We start from the raw sequence: 26,511 nt of genomic DNA, 5'->3' as shown, positions 1-26,511 counted from the left end.
GGAAAACAAAAACCCGGGCGCACCGATAACGATACTCCCGGGTTTCGTTCAGGCCCTGAACTCAGTTCGCAGTCAGTTCAATCACGTCAATACCGTACAGGGTGGTGGTTCCGCTGATTTCATTACCCACTGCCAGCAAGGGCTGCCCATTGGGGCTGTCTTCTGCGGCGATAAAGGCAATGCCCTCCGGTCCAAGATCACCCGCCATTCCGGCCTGAAGATCTGCATCGGACACCGAGAAATCGCGGTTATTCAGGTATTGAACAAATTCCGGATTCTGGGGGTTGGTCACGTCATAGACCATGATCCCGCCAATCCGTTCAAGACCGATAAACGCGAAGGTCTGGCCGTTGATTGCGCCAACGGTCACCGCCTCAGGCTCCGGGCCCTTGTCATCGGATCGGTTGTCGAAATTATTCTCATCGTTGGTAGCGTTGAAGTTGTCTGGCAGCAGACTGGCGGTGATACGTTCGAATTCGCTGCCGCTGTCGAAGACCCGCTTGCCATCGGCGGACCAGATGGAGAAAGACCGCGCGCCATAGGTGTAGATTTCGCTGTATTCGCAGTCGACTTCTGCATCTGTCGCCGGGTCACTGGGGTCACATCCATTGCTGACACCCATGGTTGAAGTCACGTTGATACGGCCAAGGTTCTCCTCCAGCTGAAGATCGGCCGCGTTTGGGAAGGCCGTGGCATCAAGGGTCAGATCTTCAAGCCGGTACTCTTCGGAGAAGCCGTCATAATCCCGGGAATCGCCTTCGTTGGCGGTGATGTAATAGGTCTTGCCGTTGTAGCCATAGCTGGTGATCGCATCCGGCATATACATGCCTTTTACCGGCCAGTTCCGGATGTTGATACCGCTGTCCCGATTGCTGGCGTCCAGCTCATTGCCAATAACGCTGTGGTCCTTGAAACCCAGGGGCAGGATCGCATTGATCACGCCGGCTTCAATGTCCAGCTCGGCAACGGCGTTGGCTTCCTGCAGGGCGACCCAGGCCGTCTTGTTATCCAGAGAGACGGCAATGTATTCCGGCTCCATGTCCTGGGCGACAGTTGCGCCCGGACCAAATACCCGCACCCCGCTCGCTTTCAGGGCTGCCTCATCGGCATTGAAGTCCTCGAATCCTGCCGTGGTTACTGTGGCCCCGGCGACGCCCGCCGACAGATCAATAATGCTGACGGATCCGACCGGATCATTGGTGTAGTCGTCGCTGGGCTCACCTTCGTTCGCTACCAGCACTTTCATGCCGTCTCGGGTAAAGGTCACCATGTCCGGCAGAGCGCCAACCGTGACCTCTCCGACTTTGCCGAGATCTGTGGTGTTGTAGAAAACCACCTTGCCGTTGTCCTGCTTGATGTCTGCCTCGATAGCCACAGCAACCAGATCTCCGTAAACAGCAACACTGTTTGCAGAGGCGCCCTCGGCGGTCGCATCAATGGTCTGCAAAAGAACCGGCTGGGAGGGATCCTGAATATCCAGTACATCCACCGTCGATGCACCGGCATTAACCACGAACAGACGCTGGTTGGCCGGGTCGTGGGCAACAATCTCGGCAGCGCCCACGTCGAACACATCACCCGGAGCCTGGTAGGTGCCCAAAACGTTGAGTTCGATCAGCGATTTACTGGTGCCATTGGCACCATCAGCGCCATCGTCACCGTCATCGGTACAGGCACTCAGGCCCAACAGGGAAGAAAGTATGGTTGCGGAAAGCAGGGTCTTTCGAAACATGACATTGCGCCTCTGGAATAGCTTGATGTAGAGAATCCCTACACACGCTAGGTCAAAGGCGTGACATTTCGGCGTCAGTTTCGAGTCACTACGATTACCAATTGATGAAAATGACAAAAAAATGGCGACCCGAAGGTCGCCATTCATTCAGTTCGCTGAACTCAGTGACCGAGATAACTGCGGTACATCCAGACAGTCTTTTCCTGCTGCGAGATATAGTCGCTCATCAGGGCAACGGTGCCCTCGTCTTCCGCCTCTCCGGCCAGGCTAAGCAATGTGCGCTGTTTGCCGATCAGTTTGGCAAAACTTTCCACGATGTTCTCCATCGCTTCCTTGCCGTCGGAAACATCTTTGCGCTCCGGAACTTCAGATCGCTCTATGTAGGTGCTGTAGGCGTGAGCCGGGCGATGGCCAAGCGTCAGTACCCGCTCTGCGATCTCGTCAATCTTTAGTAGAAGATCGTCGTACAGCTCTTCAAATTTGACGTGGAGCTCGAAGAAGTTGTCGCCCTTGATGTTCCAGTGGTATCCACGAACATTCATGTAAAAGATCTGATAGTTGGACAGCAGATCATTCAGAGAATCTGCAAGTTTTGCCGTTTTCTCGGTATCTAGACCAATAAAATTCTTACCCATAACGCGTCTCCTTGGCAGTTATGTGAACAGGATAAACTTTAAGATACGCCCGCTGGCCGGACGCTGGGAAGTTTAGTTTGCTAATCTCGGTGATAGCGACGCTGCATAACACTATAAAAACCCCTAAAAAGATAGCTCGGGACTATCGAAATCCTCAATACAATTCATTTAAAAATCATTCTCAACCGGCGTGTAATGGAAACATGCTCAAACGTCACCGGAGAGAACCATGAGCGCTTTAAAACTGTTCGTACACAACCATGGCACGAATGGCGACCAGTCGCTGATCAAGACGGTGACGTTCGCCCTTACCCACTTTACCGTCGCCTTTACCGTGGCTTACCTGCTCACAGGTGACATCCTCATCGGAAGCCTGATTGCCATGGTGGAACCGGCCATTAATACCGTTGCCTATTTCTTCCATGAAAAGATCTGGGCCCGCCGCCAGCGGAACGCAAGAGCTCCAGAAGGAACGATATCCCAGAGTCAGCCCCAAACCTGTTGATCCCGATCAAGGGCCGGCTCAGATACCCGGCCCACAGTCGGTGCAGCCTTCTTCTGGCGCCGGGCCGATACTGAGATTGCGGTTGAGGTCTTTCAGTGCGGTTCTCAAACCTTCCTCGATGACCGGATGATAAAACGGCATTTCCAGCATTTCAGTGACGGTCAGTCTTCGCTGGGCAGACCATGCAAGCAGATGGGCGATGTGCTCTGCGGCAGGGCCAAACATCTCGGCTCCCATAAAGAGCCCACTACCATGCTCACCGTAAACCCTCAGTAGCCCCCGGTTTTTGCCGATCACCCGACTGCGCCCCTGATCCTCGAAGGACACCTCTCCGACGGCAAAGCAACCGCGACAACGCTCGCCCACCTGGTGAATCGTCAGCCCGACCGTCGCAATCTGCGGATCGGTGAAAACCACCGCCAACGGCGTCCGGCGAAGTCCGGTTCGCACATCCGGGTAAGAAGCCGCGTTGTCGCCAGCTATCCGGCCCTCGTCGGCTGCCTCGTGCAACAGTGGCAGACTGTTATTGGCATCGCCGGCGATAAATATGTGGCTATGGCCACAACGCAGGGTATGGGGATCAAACAGGGGCATGCCCTTTTCATCCAGTTGGATCTCGGCATTCTGGATATCCAGCCCGTCGACGTTGGGCCGACGCCCGGTTGCCGCTAGCAGGTAATCGAAGGTTTCCGTCTTTTCACCAGCATTCCCATCCACGAAAGTTATGGCGACACCGTCATTAACCCGCTCAACGTTCTTTACGTCCGAATCCGGATCCAGCGGAAATTCGTCGTTGAATGTTTTCAGCGCATAGTCGCGAATGGCGTCATCCTGGATCGGGCCGACCGCCCCGCCGACGCCGAACATCCGGACCCGAACACCCAACCTGCTCAGCGCCTGCCCCAGCTCCAGACCAATCACGCCCGGACCGAATACCGCAACCGAATCCGGAAGATCCTGCCATTCGAAAATATCGTCGTTTACTACCAGCCGGTCCCCGGCTTCATTCAGAAAGCCTGGGATATTGGGCCGGGAACCGGTAGCGATGATGATACGCGCGGCCTGTACCTCGAGATTGCCGCCCACCACCAAACGATTCGGGCCGACAAACCTGGCGTGGCCTTTCAGACGATGTGCTTCCGGAAATTTCTCAACCGAATCAATGACGGAAGAAACAAACCGGTCCCGTTCGGTTCGCACCCGCTCCATAACCCGCCTGCCATCGATCCGGGTGGCACCGGCAGAGACGCCAAAAAGGTCGCCAAGCTGCATCTGGTGGGCGTTGTCAGCGGCCGCTATCAACAGCTTGCTGGGCATACACCCGACTCTGGCGCAGGTGGTTCCGTACTGGTCGCCTTCGATCAACACAACCTTGTCGGTCGCTTTGCGCACACGCTGATATGCGACCATACCGGCGGTACCTGCTCCGATAATGGCAACGTCTACGGCTCGCTTTTCCATACAAAGGTCTCCTGGCAGGCATTCCCGGCAGTGGGGAACAAGGAAGGTTCGAAGGGTGTGATCTCAGTATAGAAGCCATGGCAAGTTTCACCCACACCGTGAAAAAAGCATGGATTCGGCCTATGCTGTCATACTTTTCAGACCGCGGCAGGCGCAGGAGAGGAGTTGGCAGTATGCAGAGTTACTGGCCGGAATTTCTGACGGTGGCCCTTGTCCACTTGCTGGCAGTGGCAAGTCCCGGGCCGGATTTCGCGGTAATGCTCAGACAGGCGCTCTGCCAGAGCCGCAGAAACGCGCTGCTGACCGCAATCGGTATCGGCGGGGGAATTCTGGTGCATGTCTGTTACTCCCTGCTGGGGATTGGCCTGCTGATCCAGCAATCGATCATGCTGTTCAATGTTCTCAAGGTGCTGGGGGCCCTCTACCTTGCCTGGATTGCGTTGCAGTGTCTGCGGGCCCGGGCCGGTGGCGTTCATGTGGAACAGAACCCGACAGGTGGGCAATCCGGTCTTTCAGCCCTGCGACTGGGTTTCCTGACCAATGCTCTGAATCCCAAGGCAACGCTGTTTTTTGTTTCCCTGTTCTCTGTTGTGATCAGCCCCGGTACGCCCATCGCACTCCAGGCCGGCTACGGCATTTACATGGCCCTGGCCACCGGGCTCTGGTTTGCCATGGTTGCCATGTTCTTTACCCTGCCCAGGGTCCGCCGGGGATTTAACCGGTTTGGCCACTGGCTGGACCGGCTGATGGGAGGCGTTCTGCTGTTGCTTGCCGGCCAGCTGCTACTGTCTACAGTGAGCGGATCAGAGCCTCCGTCTGGGCCCATCCCAGACACGGATCGGTAATCGAACAGCCGTAGCGCAGGTCTTCGCCGTCGTCCTGCCGGCCCGGCTCCAGGAAGCTTTCCAGCATCAGACCACGGATATGGTGGTTACCGGCACGGCGCTGGGCCATCACTTCCCGGGCGATATCTAGCTGTCGCTCAGCCTGCTTGCAGGCATTATCGTGGCTGCAGTCCACCATCACCGCGGTGGACAAGCCGGCATTCCCCAGTGCGCCGACGGCCTGTTCAATACTTACTGCATCGTAGTTGGTAATACCGCGGCCACCGCGCAAAACCAGGTGGGTATCAGGGTTCCCGCGGGTGGTAATCATGACCGGCGCGCCGGTCGCAGACACCCCCAGGTGGTGATGAGGATGGGAAGCTGACTTCATCGCATTGGTTGCCACCGCAATGCCGCCATCCGTACCGTTCTTGAAGCCGGTGGGCATGGGCAGTCCACTGACCATTTCGCGGTGAACCTGCGACTCGGTGGTTCGGGCACCGATGGCAGTCCAGCTCACCAGATCACCCAGGTAATCCATGGCGAACGGGCTCAGGGCTTCGGTGGCCAGCGGCAGCCCCATGGCCGCCAGATTCAACAGCAGGCGACGGGAACGGCGCAGCCCCTCATTCAGATCGCCTGCTCCGGTGCGCTCCGGGTCGTACAGCAGCCCTTTCCAGCCGACGGTGGTCCGGGGTTTCTCCAGATACGCCCGCATAACGATCAGGAAGCGGTCGCTGACCTCATCCGCCAGCGCCTTCAGCTTCTCCCCGTATTCAAGGGCAGCCACCTCATCGTGAATGGAACAGGGGCCCATCACGATCAGGGTTCTGGTGTCGCTGCCGTGCAGAATTTCCCGTATTGCCTGCCTTTGGTTATCGACCTGACTTACGACAGAGTCGCTGGCCGGCATCTGAAGCTTGAGCTCCGCTGGCGTTGGCAGAACCACTTCCTGTCGGTGCCGGACTGGAGATTCCGCATCCTGTTGGGTCAGTTCAGTGTTCAAGGGCATGTTCATGTCAGTGTTCCCGTTTCCCTGCGTCAGAATCAAAAAAGCCCCGGCTGGGCTACCAGTCGGGGCTTCTTGAGTCCGGTGGCAGCCTGGGTTTTCTGCCGGGCTGCCTTCCTCGTTATTCGTTCGATGAAGATCCTATGGGCGGCCCCGGCTCTGGCTAAAATAAAAGCCATAACCAAACCACCAGAAAAACACAGCAGCGACCGCAGCCGCCGGCTTGGTGCCGAAAGCTTGCAAAACATTCAATTGACAGGTCGCGTGTGTCGTCTTCATGCTTTTCAATATATACCCCCGGTTTTCAACTTGGCAACCCGTACGCCGGAGTTTTTTCATTTACGGCTGAATGGTTGGGAGCAATCAATGACTGTTTTCCTCCGACGATACCCGCTGATGCTCGCATTGACGCTTCTGCTCGGGCTGTTTTCCTACTCCGCCCTGGCCCAGGCGGAGTCACGTGCCTATCAGCTTGAAAACCGGCCCGGGGAAGACGTGGCCGTGCAGATTCGCGAGCTTTACCAGGGCTCGCCGGTGACCGTAACTGCCCGGGGCCAACAATTGGTGGTGCGCGGAGAACCAGACTTGCTGGACGAAATCGGAAGGCTTGTCGAGACGCTGGACGTGGCGCCGGTACAACTGCGAATCACCGTTCGCTCCAGAACAGATAGCGGCGGCAAACGGTCCGGTGCCGGCATTTCCGCTTCCGGAGGCCAGGCCGAAATCTCAGGGGAACGCCGCGTTACCAGTACCGGCAGCGCCCAGGAACGCACACTGGTCATGCAGGATGGCCAGTCGGCGCATATTACTTCGGGCCAGATCCGGACAATTCCTGTCGCCGTTCGCGGGGGTCGGAACCCGGCGGCCTTCCTGCAACAGGTCGAAACCCGCAGCGGGTTCCTGGTCAGCCCCCAGGTGATTTCCGATCAGGCGGTAGAACTGAGCATTGTCTCGTTCGAGGAGGAGCCGGCAAACCTGGACGGTTATGAAACGGAGGCGGTGGTGACCATTCGTCGGGTTGAACCAGGACAGTGGGTGTCCCTGGGCAGCACAGCAACCCGTTCCAGCCAGGAGCGCAGTGGCATCACCTACCAGGTGAACAGCAGCCGCTCTGAAAACCGCAGCTTTGAAGTACGAGTAGACATTCTGCCCTGACCTCAGGCGTTTCGCTTGCCCAGGAGAATCTGCTTGGCTTCATTCAGTTTGGCTGCCAGGTAATCATTTCCGCCCCGGTCCGGGTGAAGCTTCTGCATGAGCCGGCGATGAGCCATTACGATTTCCTCTTCGGTGCAGCCGGCTTTCACACCGAGGATATCGCAGGCCTCGCGCTCTGACATCTGGCCCGTGAGATCCGTGCCCGGACCGTATTGGCGGTTCGCCTGCGCCTGCCCTTCTCCCTGCTGCTTTGATCCCATGAACCGGTTGATGGCCGGGGCAAATTTCAGCAAGGCTGGCAGCTTGCGCAACAGGGGAATCACGGCCGCCACCGCCGCCGTAAGGACATGGACGCGCCCGGTCAGCACCATGAATACCAGCAAGGCGCCACCAATCACCAGGACCACCTTCCAGGTGGCCGCCTTTTTCTTTTCGGCGGACAATGCGCCCCACTGTTTCAGAATTACAAACACGGCGGCTGCCAACGCGAGCCCCAGAATCCACTGCATGGTTGATCCTCACCCTGAATACCGTCGTAATTCTGTCACCGACACCTGTTACATTACCAGTGCCCTGCGCGGAAAGCCGCCCGCCACGAAACAGCCATGATGTTTGTCAAATCCGGCAAGCCCGGAGTCTAGATAGAAATACTTACAACCCGGTGACAATAGCGACCCTGATTTTGTAGGATGCTATGCTTCCCAAAATCTGACACAGATCCTCAGGACCCGAACCATGCGCACTGCTTCCCGCTTTTTAATCGTCATTATTTTTCTAGGCGTAGTGCTCGGAGGCATCTTCGGCTACAAGTTCTACCAGTTTGGCCAGATGCAAGAGCAGATGTCCCAGCCTCAGCCACCGGCCCAGATTTCCGCGATTGAGGCCAAGAACGAAGCCTGGACGCCAGCCATCAAGGCTGTCGGCAGTGTTGAAGCCATCAACGGCATCCAGGTGGCCAATGAAGTTCCGGGCGTCATTGAGACCATCAATTTCGAATCCGGTGACGTGGTAAAACGTGGCGACGTATTGATCCGGATTGATGCAGCCATTGATGAAGCAGCTCTGCGCACACGCCGCGCCGAGGCGCAACTGGCCGAGCAGGAGTTCAAGCGGGTGTCCGACCTGCTCCCCAAGCGCGCAGTATCCCAGTCCCAGTACGATGAAGCCAAGGCCAATTTCGACGCGGCCCGCGCAAGGGTGAATGAAGCCGAGGCCCAACTGAGCAAGAAAATCATTCGAGCGCCCTTTGATGGCACGCTGGGTATCCGGATGGTCGACCAGGGCGAGTATATTGCCACCGGCACCCCGATTGTCGAGATCAACATGCTGGATCCGATCTATGTCGACTATACCCTTTCCGAGAAAAACCTGCCGAACGTGAAGACAAGCTATCCGGTAGTAGCCACTGTCGCCGCCGTTCCGGAGCAGGATTTTGAGGGATCTGTCAGCGCCATCAACACCTCGGTTAACCCGGAAACACGGACTGTCAGAATCCGGGCCACACTCTCCAACCCGGACAACCTGTTGCGCCCGGGCATGTTTGCGACCGTTCTGACCCAGCAGCCTGAGGACAACGAGGTTGTGACCGTCCCGCGCACCGCCATCTCTTACAACACCTACGGCGATTTTGTGTTTGTGGTTGAAGAGAATGAAGATGGCAATCTGGTCGTTAACCGTCGCACGGTGACCACCGGTGAAACCCGCAATACCCGTGTTGCCGTTCTGTCCGGCCTGGAAGCCGGCGAAACCGTCGTCGAGAAGGGCTTGCTGCGCCTGCGCGCAGGCCAGCAGGTGGCCATCCAGGAAGAAGACCAGAAGCAGGGGGCATCTGAGTAATGCGCTTCACTGACATATTTATCCACCGTCCCGTACTGGCGACGGTGGTCAGTCTGCTGATTCTGCTTCTGGGTGCCCGGGCGGCCATGGAAATGGAAATCCGGCAGTACCCGGAACTCGAAAGCACCACCGTGACCGTCACGACGGCCTATCCCGGTGCCAGTTCCGACCTGATCAAGGGCTTCATTACCACGCCGCTGCAGCAGGCAATTGCCGAAGCCAGTGGCATCGACTATCTGACGTCCACCAGTTCCCAGGGCACCTCCACCATCGAAGCAAAGATGGTGCTGAACTACGACGCCAACGCGGCCCTGGCAGAAATTCAGGCCAAGGTGGCGAGCCAGCGAAACGTGCTGCCAGCCGAAGCCCAGGACCCGGTGATCACCTCCACGACCGGTGACTCAACGGCCCTGATGTACATCGCTTTCTACAGTAACGAACTGGCGGTGCCTCAGATCACCGATTATCTGACCCGCGTGGTCCAGCCCCGGCTGCAGGCGCTCTCCGGTGTCGGCAAGGCGGAACTGCTGGGCCGGAAATTCGCTCTGCGGGTGTGGCTGGATCCGGAACGTCTGGCGGCGGTGGATATGACGCCTCAGGAAGTGGTCGCAAAGCTTCGCGCCAACAACTACCAGGCTGCCGTCGGCAACACCAAGGGCACCTATACCGAAATCAGCATGACCAGCGACACCGATGTGGCTGATCCGGACGCGTTCCGCAACCTGGTGGTCAAGCAATCCGATGGCACCCAGATCCGCCTGCAGGATATCGCCCGTGTTGAGCTGGGCTCAGAAACCTACGATCAGTTGGCTCTCTATAAAGGCCAGCCGGCCACCTATGTCGCCATTGAACTGGCTCCAGGCGCCAACCCGTTGACGGTCGCAGGCCTGGTGAAGGACGAGCTGCCCGATATCGAAAGCCAGCTTCCGTCCGGACTGGATGTGCGCCTGGCGTACGACGCATCGGACTTTATCGAAGATTCCATCAACGAGGTTATCCAGACACTGCTGGAAGCCATGATTATCGTTCTGGTGGTGGTGTTCCTGTGCCTTGGTTCGGTTCGGGCCTCTATCGTTCCCTCGGTTGCGGTGCCGCTGTCACTGATCGGCGGCGCCTTTATCATGCTGATGTTCGGCTTCTCGCTGAACCTGCTTACCCTGCTATCCATGGTGCTTGCCATCGGCCTCGTGGTGGATGACGCCATCATCATGGTGGAGAACGTTCACCGGCATATCGAAGAAGGCGAATCCCGCTTTGAGGCCGCGATCAATGGTGCCCGGGAGATGGCGGTTCCCATCATTGCCATGACCACCACCCTGGTGGCGGTATACGCTCCTATCGGCTTCATGGGCGGGCTGGTTGGCTCGCTCTTCACCGAGTTTGCGTTCACGCTTGCGGGCACCGTGGTGATTTCCGGCATTGTTGCCCTGACGCTCTCCCCCATGCTTTCGGGCAAGGTACTGAAACCCCATGGCAACCCCGGTAGATTCGAGCAGGTGGTTGAGAAAACGTTCAATGGCCTGGCGGCGAGCTACAAGGCTGCCCTGAGCTCACTGATGCAGACCAAATCGGTGGTGGTTTTCTTCGCCGTGGTGGTGCTGGGCTCCATTTACTTCATGGTTTCCATGAGTCAGAACGAACTGGCTCCCACGGAAGACCAGGGCATTCTGTTCTATCAGGGGCTTGGCCCCCAGACCTCGACCCTGGATTACCTGCTGGAGCACGGCGATGAAATTCAGGAGCGGATGTCTACGGTCCCGGGCTACAACGAGGACTTCATGATCATCGGTATTACCGGCCCCAATGCGGTATTCGGTGGCTTTAAGCTGGCACCCTGGAGTGAGCGGGAGATCAGTCAGTTTGAAGTCCAGCCAAAGCTGGACTCCGAGCTCAAGAATGTAACCGGTCTGCAAACCGCAGTGTTCCCGCGACCGTCCCTGCCCGGCTCCGGCGGTGGTCTGCCGTTCCAGTTCGTGATTACCACCGGCAGCAGCTATGAGCAGCTGGATCAGGTTGCGGATGAACTGCTGGGCAAAGCCATGGGCAGCGGTAATTTCATGTTCCTGCAGAAGTCCATCAACTTTGATCGTCCGATCACACGCATCAACGTCGATCGGGACCGGGTGGCGGACCTGGGCCTGTCCATGCAGGACGTTGGCCAGAGCCTGTCGAGCATGCTTGGGGGCGGTTACATCAATCGTTTCAGCATGGAAGGCCGCTCCTACCAGGTGATTCCACAGGTTGACCAGCAGTTCCGGCTGGACGCCCAGGCGCTTAATGAGTACTACATTCGGGCGGATAACGGCGAACTGGTGCCACTGGGCAGCGTCGTCAGCTTCAGCCAAGATGTTGAGCCGTCCAACCGTACCCAGTTCAACCAGCAGAACTCCCTGACACTCCAGGGTGTGGTGATGCCCGGCGTGGCCGCCGGTACTGCCATGGACTTCATGGAGCAGACCGCGGCTGAGGTTTTCCCTCAGGGCTTCAGTTACGACTACACCGGTCAGAGCCGCCAGCTGGCTACCCAGGGAAGCGCTCTGATGGTGACCTTCTTCCTCTCGCTGCTGGTGATCTACCTGGTTCTGGCAGCGCAGTTCGAAAGCTGGCGGGATCCGTTCATCATCCTGGTGTCGGTGCCCATGTCGGTGGCCGGGGCAATGGCGTTCATCGTGCTCGGCTTCGCCACCATGAATATCTACACCCAGGTGGGCCTGATCACGCTGATCGGGGTGGTGTCCAAGAACGGCATCCTGATCGTCGAGTTCGCCAACCAGTTACAGAAGGAACGCGGGCTTAACAAGGTGGATGCGGTGATCGAGGCGGCGGCGATTCGCCTGCGGCCAATCATCATGACATCACTGGCTCTGATCTTTGCCATGGTGCCGCTGCTGATTGCTATTGGCCCGGGCGCGGAAAGCCGCTTTGCCATCGGCCTGACGATCAGTGCCGGACTGGGTATTGGTACCTTGTTCACCATCTTTGTGTTGCCGGCGTTCTACATCCTGCTGGGCCGGGATCACCACGGTTCTGGCGAAGAGAAAGAGGACCACGGCTCAGAACTCGAAGAAAAGACGGCTCCGTCTCACTGAGGCGGACTGAGGTATCAGGCCCGGCCACGGCAACGTGCGCCGGGCTTTTTATTGCCGGCGGCATTCATGTCGCCACAAGCTCCGCCCGGGAAGCGTCGCTGTGCCTCAGCAGATTTCGGCGCCATTGAACGGTTTCGCTGGGCAGCTCCCCAAAATGCTCCCGGTATATGGCGGCAAATCGGCCAAGGTGCGAGAACCCCTCATCCGCGGCGTACCAGGAAATGTGTGGCACCTCACACTGACAGTCAACCAACCGCTCACGAACCCGGGTCAAACGAGCCCTCTGATAGAACCGATAGGGTGTAATACCCGTTTCCCGATTCATCAGATAATAGAGGTTACGCTCGCTAACCCCGGCAAAATTCGCAAGTTCCTTGAGATCAAACTCCCAAACAGGATCCTGCATAATTTTCTCGACCACTCTCTGCAAACGACGATCAAGGGTACGTTCCGAGCACACGGCTGCCTTCCCGGGTGTCCAGGGCGTTTTCATTGAATCGAAAAGACGATTTGTTAATCCTTTCGCTTGGTCATCATCGCGGACAAAGGGCAAACGGTCGAGGTAACAGCCGATCATGACTTGCAAAACGGATAGCCAAGCCCCGGACGATCGCGGTCGCGAATCATCCAGAGCACCATTGCCTGGCTTCAAGATTATGACTTCAGTCTTGGGTGGCAAACGGAGTTCAAACCTGTCCTCGGGACGGGCAAGGAACAGCTGATCCAAGGTGCCCCAGCCTCCGCCTCGAATGTTGATTTCAGGCATGCCGGCCCCCGGAAACAAGAGTACCGGATCCGAGGCCCGGCAGCCGGAAACGTCCATGCTTTTGCCTGCTCTCAGTGAGATCACATGCCCAAGTTCACTCTCAAGCACCGACAGAGCACCGACTCTTCCGCTGCCCGAGTGGAGCCGGCAATGCATGTCATCGCAGCCGGACAACTCGCGCAGGGCGGCGAGCCATTCATCCAAGGAAGCATTGTTCAGTCTCAGGTATGCGCCCAGAGCCGACTTTCGATATGTAGGTCCCATAAATTCCTTCGTGGAAAGCCTGGGTTACTTCTATCCGAGACTGCGCCGTTCCACTAGCCAAATTTTGCAAGACCTTAATCATTGCAGGGTTATTTACTGTTATCTTGATGTTGATCAATCAGATCATCGTTCCATGTGTCCCAGGGAGCCGGCCGAGCCATCAGGTACCCTTGGCCCCGATGGCATTTCAACTCACGCAGTTTCCTATGCTGCTCACTGCTCTCTATACCTTCCGCTACCACCTCCAAATCCAGCGCATCTGCGATCGCCAAAATGGCCGAGACGATACGTGAATCACGGGATTCGCTCCCCAGCCGATGAATGAATTGTCGATCGATTTTCAGCACCTGAACCGGCAGTGTGTGCAGATAGGCCAGAGAGGAATAGCCGGTGCCGAAGTCATCGATTGCGACAACTACTCCTTGTTCACCGAATTCGCGCAGCTTATCCAGGTATTGGTGGGACAGGTTCATCAAATGGGTTTCAGTGATCTCGATTTCGGGCGACCAGCCAACCACTCGAATTCTTTCAAACAGTGGATTTAACAGAGCTTCAAGACGGGAGTCCGTGATTTGTCGGGCCGAAATATTGAGAGCAAGCCGCAGGCCACGGAGAAATGAGTGTGGGAACTCGGAGAGATCCGATTCAATGCGACGTACCAGATGCTCCGTTAGCTCGTGGATATGGCCTCGCTGTTCCGCGATCGGTACGAAATCCGCAGGTGACACGGCGCCGAACTCAGGGTGAGTCCAACGGAGCAGTGCTTCCAGCCCCGCCATCTTGCCGGTATCGAGGTGGTACTGTGGCTGATAAACAACCGAGAACTCCTCGGGCGCCGTTTTCAGTGAAACAATCAACGCCTCGGATAGCAGCTCGGCATGCCGACCTTGCTCGGTGTCGATCGCATCATAGACCCGGAAACAGGCCCGCCCCGCAAGTTTTGCTGCGTACATGGCCCGATCCGCGTTCTGCAGCAGTTCGGATGCCTGACTGCCATGGTTCGGATAAACGGCGGACCCAACAGATGCCGACAAAAAATACTCACGATGATCGACAATCACGGGCGCCCTGAAGCTCTGAACCATCCGCTGACACACGCTCTCGAGGTCATCGTCATTCTGAAGTTCGATAATGGCAGCGAACTCGTCTCCCGATAGGCGGGCCACGACGTCCCCGCGGCGAAGCACGCTCTGGATACACAGAGCTGCCTGCTGCAATACCCGGTCACCACAATCGTGTCCATGCAAATCATTAACGGACTTGAAGAAATCCAGGTCGATATACAGAACCGCGAACGCCCGGCCGTCCTGTGCCCTCTGTGAGACTCGCGCCTTCAGGAATTCCTGAAACAGCGAGCGATTTGGCAGCTCCGTCAACGGGTCGTAATAGGCCAGCGACGCGAGGCGTTCGTCATCAGCCGTCATATCGCCCACATCCATGAAAACGCCCGCGTAAAACTGGTGACTTTCGTGCTCAACCGGATAGATCGTCAACCACTGCGGATAGGTCTCTCCGTTCTTGCGCCGATTCCAGACCAGCCCCTCCCAGCGCCCTTTATGACCAATAGCCTTCCACATAGCTTGATAGAACTCACGGGAGTGAAATCCCGAACTGAGCAGCGAAGGAGACTGACCAAGCACCTCGTCCGACCGGTACCCGGTGACTGAACGGAATTTCTCGTTCACGTAAAGAATCCTGGGCTCCCTGGTTGCCAGCATGATGGCTTTTGGGTGGTTGTCTACGAGAGCCCTGAAATCTTGTTGTTGTAATGCCTGCATGCACTGCTCACTCCTTTTTTAAGCAGCCCCTGAATCATGTCCGACCAGCTCCACTTGTTAGCATAAGCAGTATCTGTCGCTGACCTAGCCACATATTGCAAAAACACGATGGTTACGACCAAAGCACAAGAAAAGATGAAGATACGTTCAATTATTGCAATATCCGGATATCGAACAGACCAGAGTCGGTTAATAGTTAGTCAAGATGACAAGCACCACCACCGAGGCAAGGATACTTCATGCGAATCAATGAACCCGTCAGCCAAAAAGAACGGGGATACCCGGACCACTACCACCTGATCACCACCACCGACCTTCGCGGCAAGATCACCGCCGCCAATGAAGAGTTTGCCGAAGTCGCAGGCTATACGATTGACGAACTGGTCGGCCAGCCCCACAACCTGATACGACATCCGGACATGCCACCGGGAGCCTTCGAGAATCTCTGGCAGACCATTAAATCCGGCGAATCCTGGCGGGGTATGGTCAAGAACCGCTGCAAAAACGGCGATCATTACTGGGTGGACGCTTTTGTTACGCCCATACGCAAAGACGGCGAGATTGTTGAGTTCCAGTCGGTTCGCACCCGTCCCCGACCAGATCAGGTTGCCCGGGCTGAGAAACTCTATGCAGCCTGGAACCAGGGCAAAGTGCCACGACGATACCTGGCGATCAGCCCACCGCTGCCACTGAAACTCGGTTGCCTTTATGGAATGCTGGCATTCGCGCTTCTCTGGTTCGGCCTGTCCGAGCTCACCCTGCCCCATCTATTGATACTGCAAGGACTGCTGCTGGCCGTATTTGCAGTGCTGGTCTGGCTTACCCTTCCCATGATGGGCAGCGCAAGGTCGGCGTGCTGCGAGGCCCACCCGGGCATGCCCTGGATCTATACCGGTCGTCGTGATGAAGGTGCCTGGATCGAATTCGATCGCCAGAAACGCGATGCAGTGCTCCGGGCAGTGTCTGCCCGCATGCATGCCAATGTCGGCAAGCTCCATGGCCGAAAACAGCGAACCGTCGAGTGGGTGGCCAATTCGGTAGCCAGCATTCGCAGCCAGCAGGATGACATCCAGGACATTACCCGGGCCTTTGAAGAACTGGCCGAGAGCGTCCTCCGGGTTAGTGAACTGACCGCCCGCACCCACGATGCAACAGACGATGCCCGCCAGTCGGCCGGCCAGTGTCGCGGCCAGATGACATCCATGAACCAGTCGCTCTCCGGGCTCAGGGACCAGCTGTCTGTCGCCAATGAGCGCATGCAGACGCTGTCTGAAAAGAGCGAGGCCATCGGCATGGTTCTCGATGTGATCTCCGACATTGCGGAGCAAACCAATCTGCTGGCACTGAATGCTGCTATCGAGGCTGCCCGCGCCGGCGAGTCAGGCCGCGGATTCGCCGTGGTTGCCGATGAGGTGCGGGGCCTGGCTAAGAGGACCCATGAATCCACCCGCAAGATTGATGAGATGATCGGAGCCCTGCAGACCGAGACCCGGGAAGTGGTTGAGGTGATCAACAACGGCACCCACTGCTGCCGGCAAACCGCAGGCATCGCCAGTGAAGCCAGCGAAACGCTGGAGGCGACTCTCAGGGATGTGGATGTCATCACCTCCTGTACCCATGAGGTGGCCGGGGCTACCGAACAGCAGGCCGCACTGAGTGTGCAGGTGGAACGTCAGGCAGCGAGGCTTCTGGAGCTCGGTAACCGTTCCGTCCAGAGCAGCGAAAACGCTCGGGAGGAGTCGGAACATCTGGGCAATAACGTGGATCAGGCCCAGTTGCTGACCAGTCATTTCCTGCAGATGTTGTGTGACCGACTGTTGCCAGAACCGGCAGCAGAAAAGCGGCAACGATTCCCCGAGCCGACGCAATAAGGTAGGCTGGCGATCAACTCTCTGACCAACCTTGGAAGATCGCTGCAACCGTGACTCTTGGAACCCTGTTCTGGCTGTTCGTGGCCGGATTCGCTGTCTGGTACTGGTGGCGCGCCAAAGCCATCAAGGATTTCGTGCTTCAGGCCGCGCGTCGCTATTGCAAAAGCATGGACGTGATGCTGCTGGACGACGCCGTATTCCTCCGTGGTCTCTGGTTCAAGCGCGACGATCAGGGCCGGATCCGCGTATGGCGCCGCTTCCTGTTCGATTTCACGTCTACCGGCGAGGAACGGTATACTGGCCGCATCATCATGCTGGGCCAGCGCATCCAGCATATGGAACTGGAACCCCACCGGTTTTCCTAAATACGCAGCCTCCCTGTCCTCACCCATTTGGGCGATTCCTGATCACGCCTTTCGAACCAATAATCGACAACGCATCGACGACCGTCGGCTGCCTGAAGCAGTCGTCAACAAAAACAACAGGAGTCATAAATGCGTATTCGATTCACCACAGCAGTTCTGCTGGGGCTGGCCTTGCTGTCAGTCTCGTTTTTCAGTCACGCCAGCTATACCCAGACCCGCCATCCGATTGTCCTGGTTCATGGTGTAACCGGGTTCAACACCATTGGCGGCCTGGTCAACTATTTCCACACGATCCCCTGGAATCTTGAACGCAGTGGCGCGCGGGTGTACTCCGCCAGCGTTTCCTTCGTCAACAGCAGTGAGCAGCGGGGCCAGCAACTGGCGAACTACGTCAACAGTCTCGGCCATTCCAAAGTCAACCTGATGGCCCACAGCCAGGGCGCGCCTACCTCCCGAGTGACCGCCGCCCTGATTCCCCACCGGGTTGCCTCAGTCACCTCCATCGATGGCGTCAACAAAGGCTCCAAAGTAGCCGATGTGGTCCGAGGGATACTTCCACCGGGCAGCTATGTCGAGGGCGGCGCCAATGCCATCGCCAACGCCCTGGGCGACCTGGTCAATGCATTGTCCGGAGCGAACAACCCGCAGAACGGGCTGGCAGCCCTGGAGACCCTCACCACACCCGGCACAACCAGCCTCAACGACGCCCTTGGCTGGAAAGGCGTGAACCGGAATAGCTGCGCCGGCACCAGTGAGGATGTCTGGATCGACGGCAACCGCATCAAGTTCTTCTCCTGGACCGGCCGGGGCGTGTGGACCAATGTTTTCGACATTACCGATCCTTTCCTGGGTGTTACCGCCCTGGCCTTTGGCAGCGAGCCCAACGACGGGCTGGTAGGCGTCTGCTCAACCATGATGGGCCGGGTGATCGGCACCCACTACGACATGAACCATGTGGATGCTATCAACCACCTGCTGGGTGCCCGCTCCCTCTGGACCAACCCGGTCACCCTCTACCGCGCTCAAGCGAACAGACTGAAAAACCGCGGTCTGTGAGGTAACCATGAAACGGACATCCATCGAAGCCCGTCGATGGCTGTTTCCCGGTGCCCTGTCGGCCATCCTGGCCGGCAGTGGTCTCTGGTACGGTCTTGCCGGAACAGCCCAGACAGAAGCCGAAATAACGGTTTCAGTACCAACGCAATCCGCTACTTCAGCGGATTACCCGACGCGTTCGTCCGAATCCAGCAAAAAACTCGCCACAGACAACGCTGCCCAGGGCCCGGAGCATGCCACGACTCCGGAGTCACTCGGTCCGCAACCCTTCGCAGCCTCACTTTCAGGTACGGAAATCGACGGCGCCCTGACAGCCAATGGCAAAGGTGAGCTGGTTATCAACCTCCAGGTCCGGGATTTCTTCGATTACTTCCTCAGCACGGTCGGCGAAGTATCTCCGGAAACGGCGATTCAACAGATCGAGGCTATGGCCCGAGCTCATCTGCCAGAGCCCGCTTCCGCCCAGGCGCTGATTTTGCTTGATGAATACCTTGCCTATAAGCAGGCGTCACTGCAGGTCATGCAAATGCGCCTCGATCCTGCCCGGGCAGGCAATCCGGGCTACCAACTGGGTGCTCTGGGCGACGCCCTGGCACAGCTGAAACAGCTGCGGGCGGCCACCTTCGGCGCAGAGGCGCACCAGGCCTTCTTCGGGCTCGAAGAGGCCTACAGCGAATATACCCTGGCAACCCTTGCCATTCAGCAGCGCACGGACCTGAGCGACCAGGGCAAGCAGGCTCTCGTCCAATGGCACCGCAACCAGTTGCCCGCACAACTGAGAACAACCGAACAACACCTGCATGCCAGCACCCGACAGCAACAGGCACGGACCGCTGCCATCGAGTCTGCTTCTTCTCCGGAGGCAGCCGGACGTCAACTGGCAGAGCTGGGCGTGAATCAGGACAGTGTCGAAAGTGTCGTGAGTTATCTGAAGCAGCGGGAACAGTTTGACCAGCGTTTTCAGGACTTCCGGGAAGCGATGGACCAGGCAGATTCGTCAGGATTGGCAGAGGCCGATCTGGAGAAGCAGCGGCAGGCGTTGCTGGAGCGACATTTCCCGCAGGAGCAGGACAGGACCTGGGCACGGCTGAAGATGCTGGGCAACGGCTGACCAGAATGTGCTCGAGTTCCCGAAGAGGCGGGCCAAGGCCAGCTACAATCCAGAGACTTGCCCGCCACTGGACAAGGCCATGACGACCGAGCAGATCGAACAGCAGCAGGCCGCTGGTTTTCGCAACCTGCGTTTCGCGCCAGACCTCGAAGAGGCATACCGGCAATCCCGGGCGGGTCTGATCCGGCAGCGGGCCCGGCCGGTCTCGGTAGCCGGGCTGGTCCTGTTTCTGGTCTACGCGGGTATGGATGCGCTGACCCTGCCGCCCGAGCTGGCACAGGTCACGGTATCCATCCGGCTCGCCTTCACCTGCCCGGTCATTGCCGTAGTGGTCTGGCTCGCCCACCGTCCGGTTCCCTCCGACAGTACCTTTGAACGCATCTATACCCTCGCCTACCTCCTGGGCGGTCTCAGCGTTGTGACAATCATCGCAGCGGCGCGGCAAGTTGCGTTTCCACTGCCCTACGAGGGCATGATCCTGATGCTCATGTTCGGATACTTTGCCATGGGGCTGCCATTTTTCAGCGCGTCCCTGGTCTCACTGGTGCTGGTGATCAGCTACCTGATGATTGAGCTGTGGAACGGGATGTCCGGCTCTGCCATCGCGACCAATCTGTTCTTTCTGACGACGGCCAACATCATCGGCATGGTGGGAACCTGGACCAGCGAATACCGCCATCGCGCGCACTTCCTGGACCGTCAGTTACTGGATCGACTGCATCGGGCGGCCCGGGATGAAAGTCGGCGCAAAACCGAACTGATCACCGCAGCCAGCCATGACCTGCGCCAGCCCCTGAACGTGATCGACATAACGCTGGAAAGCCTGTCGCCGGGCAATAGCGACCCTGGAAAGGATCCCGTGATCAGACAGTTAAAGGACATGATCCGGCATCTTCGCCGCCTGCTGGGCACCGTCTTTGACAGCGCCAGACTGAACGAGGGCATGGTGCGTGCCGATATCCGCCCCACGCCACTGGCGCCGATTTTCCAGGATATAAGCGATCTGCTGGCTGATTCTCTGGGCAACAGGAAGGTGAACATCGAGATTGACCACAGCGCTGGCAACCTTATGGTCATGGCGGACCCTTCCCTGCTGTCCCGGGTACTCCAGAATCTGATGTTCAATGCGGTACAACACAGCGGCGGCAATGTTATTAACCTGTCCGCACACAGAGTGGACACGCAGGTGCTGCTGGAGGTCTCGGATAACGGAACCGGTCTGCCACCCGGGCTGAACGATACCCTGTTCTCGCCCTATGTCAGGGGGCATGGCCAGACCGATTACCCGGGTCTGGGGCTGGGCCTGACGATTGTTCGCGAATTCGTTGCCCTGATGCGGGGAGCGTGCGGAGTCGACACCGAGCCTGGCCAGGGTTCGGTGTTCTGGGTACGACTACCTGCAGCCGTCACAGCCACCCGCGTGCACGAGCCAGATTCACGCACTCTGTCCGGTTATGAACACCAAGCTGGTTGAAAATCGCCTTGAGATGGGTTTTTACCGTGTGTTCGGTCAGATTCAGACTCTGGCAGATGCGTTTATTGGGGAAGCCCTGCGCGAGGAGCAGGAGCACATCCATTTGCCTTGGTGTTAACGACAGATCCTGCGCCACGGGTTCAACACCACCCGGGAAGTAACCCTCGCCACGACTCACAAACCGAACCATGCTGACCAACGCCGACCGACCGGCAGATTTCGCCAGAAAGCCACTGGCGCCGGCCGCCCTTGCCGCCCGCACTGTAACCTCATCTTCGCTGCTTGAGATAATCACCACCGGGGGTGGTTTGCGGTAACGTGCCAGCCTCGGTAACAGGGCCAGCCCCGTCTCTCCCTGAAGCGCAATATCGAGCAGGATAAGCTGAAAATCGTTCTGGCGTGCCAACAGACTTGCGGCAACCTCGACCGTGCTGGCCGTGATAACGCATTCGGCCAGCCCCTCCTGACGGATAAGACCCGCCAAACCCTGGGAGAACAGGGCATGATCATCAACCAGCAACACCTTTTTCAGGGGAAGCGACTGAGTGGGACAAGCAGCAGCCTGCCCCGTTTCTGATGTGATGGCACCCATGAAAGTGCCTCTGCCCGCTGTGTTTATTTTTGTTACGGCGGATGCATCACTATAGGCCAGCCGAGCCTTGCACTCCGCGGACTGCTTAACACTTTTTTACAGATCCTTCCCGGTCACCGCCATGGCGCGCGATCAATGAAACATAACTGTCATATTTCTGAAGCATCCTTCTCGGTTCTCAACCACCTGACTGGTAAAGGTTTTCGTAAAAATGCCGCGACTCACACGGATGACTGCAACACTTTCGGGACTGCTACTACCGGCCTTTCTGGCGTTCCAGGCCCAGGCCTATGATCTGGAAATCCACGGTTCCAATACCGTTGGCGCTACCCTGGCGCCAATGCTCGTTACCGGCTACCTGGAAGAGCATGGCGGCGGGCAGGTTGCAGCCAGGGGCACGGGCGTGGAAAACGAAAAGATCCTGCGAGCGCCTGTGAACAATCGGGCGGCCGAGGTACTGGTTGCAGCGCACGGATCAAGCACCGGCTTCAAGGCGCTGGCCGCCGGCGAGGCCGACATCTGGGCCTCTTCCCGCCCGGTAAAACAACAGGAAGCAGAGCAATTCCAGGCCCGCGCAGACCTCACTGCGCCCGAGAGCGAACACGTGATTGCCATTGATGGACTGGCCATTCTGGTACACCCATCCAACCCCGTCAGCAAGATGAGCATCGAAACCCTGGGCCGAGTGTTTTCCGGTCAGATCCGGAACTGGTCAGAGCTGGACGGCCCGAACCGGCCGATCCACCTCTATGCCAGGGATGACCGCTCCGGCACCTGGGACACCTTCAAATCGCTGGTGCTGGGGAAACAGTTCGAACTGGACAGCAATGCCAAACGCTATGAATCCAACGACCAGCTGTCGGATGACGTTAGCCGGGATCCGTCGGGCATTGGCTTCTCCGGCCTGGCCTCCGTTCGGGACAGCAAACTCCTGGCTATTTCGGAAGGCAATGCACCAGCCCTGCGCCCCAACCAGCTCACCGTCGCCAGCGAGGACTACCCGCTGTCACGGCGTTTGTTCATGTACACGCCGGGAAGCGATGTCCCACCGCTTTCCGCCGGTCTGATCGGATTCGCCCTGGGCCAGCAAGGTCAGGCACTGGTGGCCGAGTCCGGCTTTATCTCTCAGAACCCCATCGCAGTAAAGCCGGAATTCGACGACGCGACGCCCGAGAGTTTTCGCCGCCTGACCGGCAACTACCATCGCCTGACGGTCAATTTCCGCTTCTCAGAAGGCCGGACCAGACTCGATAACAAGGCCCGCAGGGACCTGCAGCGAGTTCAGCAGTACCTGGTACAGAACGGCCGATCCGCTGACGATCTGCTATTGATCGGGTTTGCCGACACCCAGAGTCATGAATTACGTGCCCAGATGATCTCCGAGCTCCGGGCCCTGTCAGTCCGCAAGGCGCTTCAGGAAGTGGATGTTCCAGACGTGGCCTACACCGGCTACGGCCAGTACATGCCGGTTGGTGGCAGTGGCAGCCCGCGCAATGGTCGCGTGGAAGTCTGGATCAAATCCCGCTAGCCAAGACCAAAGTCTGACGAAAAACTGCGGCAATCACCTATCCGCCACGACATCACAGATATGTTTGGGTTTTCTATACTGACGGGGTCACTTCCAACCAACAGACAGGGACAATGGACATCCAAAACGACCACCGTTACGCGATCAATCTGAACGTTCGGGGCATTCAGCCCTCGGCCACACTTCGCATCAACGAACTGAGCAACCAGCTCAAATCCGAGGGCAAGGACATTATCAAACTCGGGCTGGGGCAATCCCCCTTCCCGGTTCCTGATCGCGTGGTGGAAGCGCTCAAGGAGCACGCCCACGAAAAGGACTATCTTCCGGTCAAAGGCCTCAAGGGCCTTCGCGAAGCCATTGCCGGCTACATCAACCGCAGCGAGCGCATGCGCTGTACCTGGGAAGATGTCCTGATCGGCCCGGGCTCCAAGGAACTGCTGTTCATGTTGCAGCTGGCCTACTACGGCGATCTCCTGATTCCGCGCCCCAGCTGGGTTTCCTACGCCCCGCAAGCCCGGATCATCGGCCGCTCGGTACACTGGCTGCCGACCCATGCCGAGAACAACTGGCAGCTAACGGCGGAAGAACTGGACATCATTTGTCGCGATGATCCTTCGCGGCCCCGGATCCTGATCCTGAACTACCCGTCCAACCCTACCGGGTGCACCTACACCGATGACCAGCTTCTGGCCATTGCTAACGTGGCCCGCAAATACCGGCTGATTCTGCTGTCGGACGAGATCTACGGTGAAGTGCATTTCGAGGGCAAGCACAAATCCATCGCACGCTATTACCCGGAAGGCACCATCATCAGTACCGGCCTGAGCAAGTGGGCGGGTGCCGGCGGCTGGCGCCTGGGCACGTTCATCTTCCCCCGGGAACTTCGGCCGCTGCAGGACGCCATGGCCATCATCGCCAGCGAAACCTATACCGCCACCAGCGCCCCCATCCAGCACGCAGCTATCGCGGCGTTCAACGGCGGTGACGACATCGAGGAATACCTTAAACAGTCCCGCCGGGTGCTGAAAGTTGTTGGCGAGTACATGCATCGTCGACTGAGCGACATGGGCGCGGTGGTCCAGAAGCCGGAAGGAGCTTTCTACCTGTTCCCGGACTTCTCCGGGTTCCGGGAGCAACTGGCCAGGAAAGACATCAAAACCAGCCAGGCCTTCTGCCAGGCCCTGCTGGAAAACACCGGCGTGGCCATCCTGCCCGCCAGCGACTTCGGCTTCGTGCCGGATCACCTGGCAGCCCGCCTGGCCTTCGTCGACTTCGATGGTGCCGAATCCCTCCAGCTCGCGGGCGGCGACTATGCCGACCAGGAACTGGGCGACGACTTCGTAAAACAGGCTTGCCCGCGGCTGGTCAGCGCCATGGACAAGATGGAGCAGTGGCTGAACGGCCTCTGATTCTGCCGTGTTAGACTGGCGCCCTCACTCTCTTACGGGATATCAACGGGGGCGCCATGTCTGATTCTGTTTCTCTGCTCGAGATTACCGACTTTGCCGAAAACCTGGCCCGGGAGGCCGGCGAACTGATTCGCCGCGAGCGGGACGGCAAGACCCTGCGCACCGACTACAAGCACCAGACCGAACTGGTAACCCACGCCGACGTGATGGCCGACGAATTCATCACCGGAGCCATCCGCAAGCGCTTCCCCGACCACCGAATCCTTTCCGAAGAAACCATGCCCGACCTGAGCCAGGCCGAAGAGCTGGACACCCCGCTCTGGATCGTGGATCCCATCGATGGCACCGTAAACTACGCCTATGGCCATCCCCAGGTGGCGGTATCCATTGCCTATGCTGAAAAAGGCCGCGTTCAGGCGGGTGTGGTGCATGCGCCCTTCCCGGGCGAAACCTTCCGGGCGACCCGCTCAGAAGGCGCAACCCTGAATGGCCGCCCCATCCGGCACAGTGGCGCAACGGTTCCTCGGGACTCCCTGTTTGCCACCGGTTTCCCCTACACCAAAGACAGCCTTGAGCCGTTGGTCAAACGCCTGGACGCCATGATTCGTCAGTGCCGCGACCTGCGCCGTATTGGCTCGGCGGCCCTGGATATCTGCTGGGTGGCCTGTGGCCGACTGGATATCTACTACGAGAACGTCAGCCCCTGGGACTTCGCCGCCGCGCGCCTGATCGCCCTGGAAGCAGGTGCCACAGCGGGCCACTTCAGCGAAGTACCTGTGGGCTATCCTGCCGATCTCTGGGGTCGCGATATTCTGATCTCGGCGCCGGCTGTCTGGGAGCCTGTTCGATCTATCCTCCGGTCTGCCTCTGGGTATGACTGATTGTGCTGGCGCTTGCCCTCGGGCGTTGTCACTAGCCTGTTAGCTTCGGGGCGGGCACAGGATGGGAACCTGCTCCCCGGAACCGCTACGAGCACATCCATGTGCGCTTGACCCCGGCCATCCATGGCCGGCGACATTCCGGGGAGCAGGTTCCCATCCCGTGCCGGCATTGCTACGGTGATATCGCGAATTCATCTTGGGAAATTTGGTAGGTCGGATTAGACGAAGTCGTAATCCGACACAGTGAAGGTATTCCCAAAGTGTTTTGTTGGATTACGGCTTCGCCTAATCCAACCTACAGGCTTCGTGGTTCTATTATTGGAGAGATATCGAAAAGGCCGGAAAGGCGGAGGCAGGAAGGGCTTTCCCGAAATGTCGGCGGCCATGGATGGCCGACGTCAAGCGCACATGGACGTGCTCGTAGCGGTTTCGGGAAAGCCCTTCCTGCCTTCGCCTCAACTCCAGGTCAAGCAGGCTAGGAATCTTTAAGAGGCGAACGAAAAATTCAGCCCCAAACACCCTCAGCAACCAACCCCCAACTCTCATCGAAGTCAGTAGAGGGCAACCGCGAGAACGACGAGCGGATAAACCGCTGAATCCGGCCTTCGACGAACACCAGGACAAAATCTGCGCCCCGGGCGGACGTGGTTCTGGGCCGCAGGCCCTGGCGGATTTCGCCTTCTTTGAGGGTTTGCCGTACCTGGGTCTCCAGGCGCTCGAAGAATTGGGAGGCACGTTTTCGAAGGGTGTCGTTTTCGCCCATCAGGGCGTCTCCGGTCAGCACACAGCACAGACCAGGGTTACGCTCCGCGAACACCAGCACCAGATGCACCAGTTGCTGGAGGCGAACCCGCACGTCCTCCTGCTCCTGCAGGATCACCTGACAGCGGGAGAACACGGCCTCTTCAGCAAACTCGATAAGCGCCTCGAACATTTTCCGCTTGCTGGGAAAATGCCGATACAAAGCGGCCTCGGTAACGCCAACGGATTTGGCGAGGCCGGCGGTGGTGATTCGGGCACCCGGATCGGTCTCCAGGAGTTCCACAAGAGCATGAAGAATCGCCTCGCGGCGACTGGGTTTCTGATCAGTCATGGCAGGACAGCAGCGCTCTGATTTATCGTTGTCGGGGCCGGTCGTTCAGCGCCGGCCCTCGGTTATCGTTAGTCAGG

General features: G+C 58.2%; 22 protein-coding genes. 13 read left to right on the top strand and 9 right to left on the bottom strand.

From position 1 onward, the window contains the following. Nucleotides 1-61 precede the first annotated feature (61 nt). Together A8B84_RS14625 and A8B84_RS14620 are read right to left on the bottom strand one after the other, a co-directional pair. Complete coding sequence (locus tag A8B84_RS14625) at nt 62-1,732, bottom strand: choice-of-anchor I family protein (RefSeq protein ID WP_064229856.1); 1,671 nt, start codon at nt 1,730-1,732, stop codon at nt 62-64. Nucleotides 1,733-1,893: 161 nt separating this feature from the next. Then, nucleotides 1,894-2,367 carry a Dps family protein gene (locus A8B84_RS14620; RefSeq protein WP_064229855.1) on the bottom strand — a complete coding sequence of 158 codons (474 nt, stop codon included), beginning with the start codon at nt 2,365-2,367 and terminating at the stop codon, nt 1,894-1,896. Between the two features lie 229 nt (nt 2,368-2,596). Between A8B84_RS14620 and A8B84_RS14615 the strand changes: the two genes are divergently transcribed. After that, nucleotides 2,597-2,872 (top strand): DUF2061 domain-containing protein, encoded by a 276-nt coding sequence (locus A8B84_RS14615; protein ID WP_064229854.1) that lies wholly within the window; start codon nt 2,597-2,599, stop codon nt 2,870-2,872. An 18-nt stretch (nt 2,873-2,890) separates the two neighbouring features. Here A8B84_RS14615 and A8B84_RS14610 read toward each other — a convergent pair whose 3' ends face one another. Next, nucleotides 2,891-4,333: a dihydrolipoyl dehydrogenase gene (locus A8B84_RS14610; RefSeq protein ID WP_064229853.1), complete on the bottom strand. Its 1,443-nt coding sequence runs from the start codon at nt 4,331-4,333 to the stop codon at nt 2,891-2,893. A 173-nt stretch (nt 4,334-4,506) separates the two neighbouring features. Between A8B84_RS14610 and A8B84_RS14605 the strand changes: the two genes are divergently transcribed. Beyond that, nucleotides 4,507-5,178, top strand: a complete 672-nt coding sequence (locus A8B84_RS14605; RefSeq protein WP_064229852.1) for a LysE family translocator — start codon at nt 4,507-4,509, stop codon at nt 5,176-5,178. Here A8B84_RS14605 and A8B84_RS14600 read toward each other — a convergent pair. After that, nucleotides 5,123-6,175, bottom strand: coding sequence for a 3-deoxy-7-phosphoheptulonate synthase (locus A8B84_RS14600; RefSeq protein ID WP_064229851.1), 1,053 nt, complete (start codon nt 6,173-6,175; stop codon nt 5,123-5,125). The genes A8B84_RS14605 and A8B84_RS14600 overlap by 56 nt on opposite strands. A 357-nt stretch (nt 6,176-6,532) precedes the next feature. Between A8B84_RS14600 and A8B84_RS14595 the strand changes: the two genes are divergently transcribed. After that, complete coding sequence (locus A8B84_RS14595) at nt 6,533-7,321, top strand: secretin N-terminal domain-containing protein (RefSeq protein ID WP_064229850.1); 789 nt, start codon at nt 6,533-6,535, stop codon at nt 7,319-7,321. A 2-nt stretch (nt 7,322-7,323) separates the two neighbouring features. Here the strand turns inward: A8B84_RS14595 and A8B84_RS14590 are convergent, their stop codons facing one another. After that, nucleotides 7,324-7,830, bottom strand: a complete 507-nt coding sequence (locus A8B84_RS14590) for a DnaJ domain-containing protein (RefSeq protein WP_064229849.1) — start codon at nt 7,828-7,830, stop codon at nt 7,324-7,326. 226 nt (nt 7,831-8,056) lie between these two features. Here A8B84_RS14590 and A8B84_RS14585 point away from each other — a divergent pair, with 226 nt between their 5' ends. Further along, a complete protein-coding gene (locus A8B84_RS14585) occupies nt 8,057-9,157 on the top strand; it encodes an efflux RND transporter periplasmic adaptor subunit (RefSeq protein ID WP_064229848.1) in 1,101 nt (366 codons plus the stop codon). Continuing rightward, entirely contained in the window at nt 9,157-12,246 is a 3,090-nt protein-coding gene (locus tag A8B84_RS14580; protein ID WP_064229847.1) for an efflux RND transporter permease subunit, read from the top strand. The genes A8B84_RS14585 and A8B84_RS14580 overlap by 1 nt, the downstream gene beginning before the upstream one ends. Before the next feature lie 64 nt (nt 12,247-12,310). Here the strand turns inward: A8B84_RS14580 and A8B84_RS14575 are convergent, their stop codons facing one another. Together A8B84_RS14575 and A8B84_RS14570 are read right to left on the bottom strand one after the other, a co-directional pair. Further along, complete coding sequence (locus A8B84_RS14575; RefSeq protein ID WP_064229846.1) at nt 12,311-13,276, bottom strand: helix-turn-helix domain-containing protein; 966 nt, start codon at nt 13,274-13,276, stop codon at nt 12,311-12,313. Between the two features lie 89 nt (nt 13,277-13,365). Further along, nucleotides 13,366-15,054, bottom strand: coding sequence for a putative bifunctional diguanylate cyclase/phosphodiesterase (locus A8B84_RS14570; protein WP_064229845.1), 1,689 nt, complete (start codon nt 15,052-15,054; stop codon nt 13,366-13,368). Nucleotides 15,055-15,293: 239 nt separating this feature from the next. Between A8B84_RS14570 and A8B84_RS14565 the strand changes: the two genes are divergently transcribed. The 5 genes from A8B84_RS14565 to A8B84_RS14545 all read left to right on the top strand — a co-directional run bounded on the left by A8B84_RS14565 (nt 15,294) and on the right by A8B84_RS14545 (nt 20,931). Continuing rightward, nucleotides 15,294-16,925 carry a PAS domain-containing methyl-accepting chemotaxis protein gene (locus tag A8B84_RS14565; RefSeq protein WP_064229844.1) on the top strand — a complete coding sequence of 544 codons (1,632 nt, stop codon included), beginning with the start codon at nt 15,294-15,296 and terminating at the stop codon, nt 16,923-16,925. A gap of 50 nt (nt 16,926-16,975) precedes the next feature. After that, nucleotides 16,976-17,290 carry a DUF3301 domain-containing protein gene (locus A8B84_RS14560; protein WP_008173344.1) on the top strand — a complete coding sequence of 105 codons (315 nt, stop codon included), beginning with the start codon at nt 16,976-16,978 and terminating at the stop codon, nt 17,288-17,290. A 129-nt stretch (nt 17,291-17,419) separates the two neighbouring features. Further along, nucleotides 17,420-18,346 (top strand): esterase/lipase family protein, encoded by a 927-nt coding sequence (locus A8B84_RS14555; protein ID WP_064229843.1) that lies wholly within the window; start codon nt 17,420-17,422, stop codon nt 18,344-18,346. A gap of 7 nt (nt 18,347-18,353) precedes the next feature. Next, nucleotides 18,354-19,457: a lipase secretion chaperone gene (locus A8B84_RS14550; protein ID WP_064229842.1), complete on the top strand. Its 1,104-nt coding sequence runs from the start codon at nt 18,354-18,356 to the stop codon at nt 19,455-19,457. A gap of 79 nt (nt 19,458-19,536) precedes the next feature. Continuing rightward, a complete protein-coding gene (locus tag A8B84_RS14545; protein ID WP_064229841.1) occupies nt 19,537-20,931 on the top strand; it encodes a sensor histidine kinase in 1,395 nt (464 codons plus the stop codon). Here the strand turns inward: A8B84_RS14545 and A8B84_RS14540 are convergent. Continuing rightward, nucleotides 20,864-21,523 (bottom strand): response regulator transcription factor, encoded by a 660-nt coding sequence (locus tag A8B84_RS14540; RefSeq protein WP_064229840.1) that lies wholly within the window; start codon nt 21,521-21,523, stop codon nt 20,864-20,866. The two genes, A8B84_RS14545 and A8B84_RS14540, sit on opposite strands and share 68 nt — an antisense overlap. 229 nt (nt 21,524-21,752) lie before the next feature. Here A8B84_RS14540 and A8B84_RS14535 point away from each other — a divergent pair, with 229 nt between their 5' ends. From A8B84_RS14535 to A8B84_RS14525, 3 genes are all read left to right on the top strand, one after another. Then, on the top strand, nt 21,753-23,051 hold the full coding sequence (locus A8B84_RS14535; protein WP_227512846.1) for a substrate-binding domain-containing protein: 1,299 nt from the start codon (nt 21,753-21,755) through the stop codon (nt 23,049-23,051). A 113-nt stretch (nt 23,052-23,164) separates the two neighbouring features. Continuing rightward, nucleotides 23,165-24,460, top strand: a complete 1,296-nt coding sequence (locus tag A8B84_RS14530; protein WP_064229839.1) for a pyridoxal phosphate-dependent aminotransferase — start codon at nt 23,165-23,167, stop codon at nt 24,458-24,460. A 56-nt stretch (nt 24,461-24,516) separates the two neighbouring features. Continuing rightward, nucleotides 24,517-25,341, top strand: a complete 825-nt coding sequence (locus A8B84_RS14525; protein WP_064229838.1) for an inositol monophosphatase family protein — start codon at nt 24,517-24,519, stop codon at nt 25,339-25,341. 505 nt (nt 25,342-25,846) lie between these two features. Here A8B84_RS14525 and slmA read toward each other — a convergent pair. Continuing rightward, complete coding sequence (gene slmA, locus A8B84_RS14520) at nt 25,847-26,434, bottom strand: nucleoid occlusion factor SlmA (RefSeq protein ID WP_008173360.1); 588 nt, start codon at nt 26,432-26,434, stop codon at nt 25,847-25,849. Nucleotides 26,435-26,511 lie beyond the last annotated feature (77 nt).

Source organism: Marinobacter sp. EhC06, from assembly GCF_001650915.1.
Taxonomy (GTDB): Bacteria; Pseudomonadota; Gammaproteobacteria; order Pseudomonadales; family Oleiphilaceae; genus Marinobacter.
The sequence above is the reverse complement of the archived record's forward strand: the minus strand, read 5'-3'. Positions and strand labels throughout refer to the sequence as shown.